The organism is Staphylococcus hyicus, from assembly GCF_000816085.1.
Lineage (GTDB): Bacteria > Bacillota > Bacilli > Staphylococcales > Staphylococcaceae > Staphylococcus > Staphylococcus hyicus.
In genome coordinates this window covers 2,465,820-2,472,129 of record NZ_CP008747.1, presented here as the reverse complement: position 1 = coordinate 2,472,129, position 6,310 = coordinate 2,465,820, and the positions used below count along the sequence as shown (strand labels likewise).

Genomic DNA, 6,310 nt, shown 5'->3' with positions numbered 1-6,310 from the left:
TTACACTCCATCTTCCTAAGTAATATTTTTTAAGTTATACACAGATTTCCCGTCAGTGGATAAAACTAATCACACCTTGTTAATAATTATCCACAAATTAATCACATGCTGTGGGTAACTCTTACGTTTAACGGGATTATTCACAGGTATATGCTACGTTATCGTGATAAAGAAACCTATGTATCGTAAGGGATTAATCCACTTATCCACACAATTATACTTTTTAACAACACTGCCTGTCAAACGGGTGTGAATATGTGTGACAACTTTCGAGTAACTTGTGCACAAAAAATATTTATCCACAAAATATTCGGACACAATTGTGTATAAGTGGATAACTTTTACACATATATCGATGTCGTTTAATCAAAAAATACGCTTGATTTACCAATATGAATTTGATATTATGTAGTAGTTGCTTGAAATGTAGACATTTCATTTAAGAGAAGAATATCTATTTAACGTGGCAGTGCGTTGAAATTGAAGATAGTTAAAATGAATGAAGATCATCGAATAAAGCAAGATGGAGGTGTTTTTAATGGTAAAACGTACTTATCAACCAAACAAACGTAAACATAGTAAAGTGCACGGTTTCAGAAAACGTATGAGCACTAAAAACGGCCGTAAAGTATTAGCGCGTCGTCGTCGTAAAGGCCGTAAAGTCTTATCTGCATAAGACAGAAGATGAATAGGGGTCTAAATGCGTGTTAAGTTTGCTTAACCGCTTTTATAGGGGCTAGGACAGCATATGATGTCCCAGCCCTCTTTTTTTCGGTATGAAAGTGTATTAAAAGATGTTCGAATTGAGAAAGCTGAGTGATGATCAATGGAAAAAGCATATCGCATCAAAAAAAATTCAGATTTTCAATTGATCTATCGAAAGGGGAGGTCAGTTGCAAATCGACAGTTTGTTGTTTATACGTATCGACATCAACAACAGGATCATTTTAGATTAGGAATTAGTGTTTCTAAAAAAATCGGTAACGCTGTAACACGGAATCGAATCAAACGATGTGTGAGAGAATGTTTTAAAGTTCATAAACAAGATATGTTACCTTTTGATATTATCGTCATTGCGAGACATCCCGCTAAAGAGATGTCAGCACTTGAAATTCAAAAGAGTTTAGAGCATGTGTTAAAAATAGCAAAAGTATTCAATAAGAAAATACATTAAATTAGACGACCGTTTGTGTGACGTCAGACAAACCTAAGACTGACCTAAAGGCTTTATAACTTTAATTGTAGCGTTTTTATGAGCGTTTTAGACTAAGTCAATAAAGCACATCAATCGTAATAACACTTTAAACATTTTACAATAGATATAATCGTAAAGGAGGTACGTGTGTCATGGAACAATTGGATACAATTACAAGCATATCGACCCCGATGGGTGAGGGGGCAATTGGTATAGTACGTTTATCAGGTCATGATGCCGTTGAGATTGCAGATAAACTGTATAAAGGTAAAAGTAAATTAAAAGATGTTGCTTCTCATACAATCAATTATGGACATATCATTGATCCGGAAACGAATGAAACCGTTGAAGAAGTTATGGTTTCAGTCTTACGTGCACCTCGAACATTTACACGTGAAGATATTATAGAGATTAACTGTCACGGAGGTATTCTTACAATTAACCGTGTGCTCGAACTCACTATGACACATGGCGCACGTATCGCAGAGCCAGGCGAATATACTAAACGCGCATTTTTAAATGGGCGGATTGACTTGTCTCAAGCTGAAGCCGTGATGGACTTTATTAGAGCTAAGACTGACCGCGCGTCTAAAGTGGCACAAAACCAAATAGAAGGGCGTCTGAGCGATATGATTAAGGCGCAACGTCAATCAATTCTGGAAATTTTAGCGCAAGTTGAAGTGAATATAGACTACCCTGAGTATGATGATGTTGAAGATGCTACGACAGAATTTTTGTTGGAACGTTCTAAAGCCATTAAGACAGACATCCAAAAATTACTTGATACAGGCGTTCAAGGAAAGATAATGCGAGAAGGCTTATCTACAGTTATAGTAGGTAAACCTAACGTAGGGAAGTCTTCTATGCTTAATAGTTTAATACATGATAATAAAGCAATTGTCACCGAAATTGCAGGTACGACGCGAGATGTCTTAGAAGAATATGTAAACGTTCGTGGCGTGCCACTGAGACTCGTCGATACGGCGGGTATTCGTGAAACAGAAGACATTGTTGAACGTATTGGAGTAGAACGTTCGCGGAAAGCATTAAGCGAAGCAGACCTCATTCTATTTGTTTTAAACTACAACGAAGCACTCACAGAAGAAGATCGCCAATTATATGAAGTCATTAAAAATGAAGATGCGATTGTGATCATTAATAAAATGGATTTAGAACAACGCCTCAATATAGATGAGCTCAAAGAGATGGTAGGGGACATGCCTATAATTGAGACGTCCATCTTAAAACAACAAGGTATCGATGATCTCGAACTTCAAATCAGAGATTTATTCTTTGGTGGAGAAGTCCAAAGCCAAGATATGACATATGTATCTAACTCACGACATATATCTTTATTAAAACAAGCAAAACAAGCAATTCAAGATGCGATTGATGCAGCAGAAATGGGTGTGCCAATGGATATGGTACAAATCGATTTAACGCGCACATGGGAAATTTTAGGAGAAATCATAGGCGAATCGGCGAGTGAAGAATTAATCGATCAACTCTTTAGCCAATTCTGTCTTGGAAAATAATAAAAGGAGGATTTATAATGACACAGAATTATGATGTCATTGTCGTAGGGGCAGGGCACTCTGGAATTGAAGCTGGATTAGCCGCAGCACGTCGTGGCGCCAAAACGCTGATGTTAACGATTAACTTAGACAATATTGCGTTTATGCCATGTAACCCATCAGTTGGCGGACCAGCGAAAGGTATCGTTGTTCGTGAAATCGATGCCTTAGGTGGTCAAATGGCTAAAACGATAGATAAAACGCATATTCAAATGCGTATGTTGAATACAGGTAAAGGTCCCGCTGTACGTGCATTACGTGCACAAGCGGATAAAGTATTATACCAACAAGAAATGAAACGTGTATTAGAAGATGAACCTAATCTTGATGTGATGCAAGGCATGGTTGATGAGCTTATCATTGAAAATGATGAAGTTAAAGGTGTGCGTACAAATATTGGTACAGAGTATTTGGCACAAGCCGTTATATTAACGACGGGAACGTTCCTTCGTGGTGAAATCATCTTAGGGAATTTAAAATATTCAAGTGGTCCTAATCATCAACTGCCTTCGATTACGCTTGCCGATCATTTGCGTGCGTTAGGATTTGATGTCGTACGTTTTAAAACGGGAACGCCACCGCGTGTGAATGCACGTTCAATCGACTACAGTAAAACAGAAATTCAACCAGGCGACGATGTCGGTCGCGCGTTCAGTTATGAAACGACAGAATTTATTTTAGACCAACTGCCTTGTTGGTTAACGTATACCAATGGTGATACACATAAAGTCATCGATGATAATTTACATTTATCTGCAATGTATTCAGGAATGATTAAAGGAACGGGTCCACGTTATTGTCCATCAATAGAAGATAAATTTGTACGCTTTAATGATAAACCACGTCACCAACTATTCCTTGAGCCTGAAGGACGTCATACAAATGAGGTCTATGTCCAAGGCTTATCGACAAGTTTACCAGAACATGTGCAACGCCAAATGTTAGCAACGATTCCAGGTCTAGAAAAAGCAGATATGATGCGCGCAGGCTATGCGATAGAGTATGATGCGATTGTGCCAACGCAATTATGGCCAACGCTTGAAACAAAGAAAATTAAAAACCTTTATACTGCTGGTCAAATTAATGGTACATCTGGGTACGAAGAAGCAGCAGGACAAGGACTCATGGCTGGAATCAATGCTGCAGCGCGTGTTTTAGATAAAAAAGAAACCATTTTACAGCGTTCTGATGCATATATTGGTGTGCTAATTGATGATCTCGTTACGAAAGGAACAAATGAACCGTATCGTCTGTTAACTTCTCGTGCAGAATATCGTTTACTTTTACGTCATGACAATGCAGATTTACGCTTAACTGATATTGGTTACGAATTAGGACTCATTTCTGAAGAACGTTATGCAAAGTTCCAAGCAAAACGACAACATATTGAAGAAGAAATAGCACGTTTATCTCAAATCCGAATTAAGCCAAATGAACGTGTACAAAGTATTATTGAGCGTGAAGGTGGTTCGCGTTTGAAAGATGGTATTTTAGCGAAAGAATTGCTGCGTCGTCCTGAAATGACGTATACGACGATTTTAGAAATACTTGAAGAAACATCACATTTAGGTTCGGATATCGAAGAACAAGTTGAGATTCAAACGAAATATGAAGGATATATTACGAAATCTCTACAACAAGTTGAAAAAGTAAAGCGTATGGAACAAAAGAAAATTCCAGAAGACTTGGATTATAGCAAAATTGATAGTTTGGCTACTGAAGCACGTGAAAAATTGGCAGAAGTCAAACCTTTAAATATTGCACAAGCTTCACGTATTTCAGGAGTGAATCCTGCTGACATTTCAATATTGTTAGTTTATTTAGAACAAGGCAAACTTCAAAGGGTGAAATAGATGAGCGTAACATGGTTAGCAACACAACTAGAATCTCATGGCATAACGTTATCTGATAGGCAAAAACAACAGTTTGAAACATATTATGATATGCTTGTCGCATGGAATGATAAAATCAATTTAACAAGCATTACTGAAGAACATGAAGTATATTTAAAACATTTCTATGATTCCATTACACCGAGCTTTTATTATGATTTTACACAAGAAATCAATTTATGTGATGTCGGTGCAGGTGCAGGCTTTCCCAGCATACCGCTAAAAATTATTTTTCCAAACATTCATGTGACGATCGTAGATTCATTAAATAAGCGAATTCAATTTTTAAATCAGCTTGCGAATGAACTCGGTCTTGAAGGTGTTCATTTTGTACATGATCGGGCAGAAACGTTTGGTAAAAATCAAGACTACCGTGGGGCTTTTGACATTGTTACAGCAAGAGCTGTAGCACGTATGGCAGTCTTAAGTGAACTTTGCTTACCACTCGTTAAAACACGTGGGTTGTTTATCGCTTTAAAATCATCAAAAGGACAAGAAGAACTTGAAGAAGCACGTTTTGGTATTGGTGTGTTTGGTGGTCGTATTGATGACGTGCATATTTTTGAATTACCAGAAGGTGCTGGAGAAAGACAAATTATTAAAATTGAAAAACGTAGTCAAACACCTAAAAAGTACCCAAGAAAACCTGGGACACCCAATAAATCACCTTTAGTAGAGTAAATGGTGTAAGTTTGGGAATGGTTTAAGGGAGAGAAGACATATGAAAAAACCTTTTTCTAAACTATTTGGATTAAAAAATAAAGATGAACTCCTCGAAATTGTCGATGATAACACGCAAGGTGTAGAATCTATTAAAATTGAACGCATCGTGCCGAACCGTTATCAACCACGTCAAACATTCGATCCAGCGCGTATTGAAGAACTCGCAGAATCCATACATGCACACGGTTTATTACAACCTATCGTTGTACGACCGATTGAAGAGAATATGTATGAAATTATCGCAGGTGAACGTCGCTTTCGTGCGTTACAACACCTTCACAAAAGTGAAGCGGATGTGATTGTTAGACCGTTAAGTGATGAAGAGACGGCAGTTGTAGCGTTGATTGAAAATATTCAACGCGAAAATTTATCTGCCGTAGAAGAAGCTGAAGCATATAAAAAATTATTGGCTTTTGAAGGTATTACTCAATCTGAACTTGCAAAAAGTGTTGGTAAAAGTCAAAGTTTTATTGCGAATAAGTTACGCTTATTAAAGCTAGAATCTGTGGTTTTAGATGCGGTACGTGACCATCGAATTACTGAACGCCATGGGCGCGCGTTAGTAGGTCAAACACCAGAACGTCAAAAAGAAATGTTGGATATTATTTTAAAAGAACAATTGAACGTAAAGCAAACTGAAACACGGCTTAAAGCATCGTCTACAGTGAATGATACTGTTGAAAATAGTGAAACAGTAACAGCACGACCGCCAGAATTTGTACGTGATATTTCAGAAGCCCGAGACATTATTGCGGATACTTTATTAGAAATTAAAGCGAATGGCTTTAAATATGAACAAAAAGAAAAAGAACACGACGATTATTATGAAGTAAATATTCGTGTGTATCGAAAGTAACCTAGGAAGAATTTCCTGGGTTATTTTTTTGCCAAAAATTAAAAAGAGACTGAAGTGCATTAAAATATAT

The 6,310-nt window shown here is 37.3% G+C and carries 6 protein-coding genes; all 6 read left to right on the top strand.

Features of this window, described 5'->3' with window-relative positions; genetic code table 11:
• The first annotated feature begins 538 nt into the window (after positions 1 to 538).
• The 6 genes from rpmH (at position 539) to SHYC_RS11740 (ending at position 6,240) form a co-directional block, all read left to right on the top strand.
• A complete protein-coding gene (rpmH, locus tag SHYC_RS11765; RefSeq protein WP_000240855.1) occupies positions 539 to 676 on the top strand; it encodes a 50S ribosomal protein L34 in 138 nt (45 codons plus the stop codon).
• 150 nt (positions 677 to 826) lie between these two features.
• Complete coding sequence (gene rnpA, locus SHYC_RS11760; RefSeq protein WP_039647388.1) at positions 827 to 1,174, top strand: ribonuclease P protein component; 348 nt, start codon at positions 827 to 829, stop codon at positions 1,172 to 1,174.
• A gap of 173 nt (positions 1,175 to 1,347) precedes the next feature.
• Entirely contained in the window at positions 1,348 to 2,730 is a 1,383-nt protein-coding gene (mnmE, locus tag SHYC_RS11755; protein ID WP_039647386.1) for a tRNA uridine-5-carboxymethylaminomethyl(34) synthesis GTPase MnmE, read from the top strand.
• 17 nt (positions 2,731 to 2,747) lie between these two features.
• Positions 2,748 to 4,622: a tRNA uridine-5-carboxymethylaminomethyl(34) synthesis enzyme MnmG gene (gene mnmG / locus SHYC_RS11750; RefSeq protein ID WP_039647385.1), complete on the top strand. Its 1,875-nt coding sequence runs from the start codon at positions 2,748 to 2,750 to the stop codon at positions 4,620 to 4,622.
• Positions 4,623 to 5,342 carry a 16S rRNA (guanine(527)-N(7))-methyltransferase RsmG gene (gene rsmG, locus SHYC_RS11745; RefSeq protein ID WP_039647383.1) on the top strand — a complete coding sequence of 240 codons (720 nt, stop codon included), beginning with the start codon at positions 4,623 to 4,625 and terminating at the stop codon, positions 5,340 to 5,342.
• A 40-nt stretch (positions 5,343 to 5,382) separates the two neighbouring features.
• The gene (locus SHYC_RS11740) at positions 5,383 to 6,240 is read left to right on the top strand and encodes a ParB/RepB/Spo0J family partition protein (protein ID WP_039647381.1); all 858 of its coding nucleotides are present in this window, start codon (positions 5,383 to 5,385) and stop codon (positions 6,238 to 6,240) included.
• Positions 6,241 to 6,310: the final 70 nt, after the last annotated feature.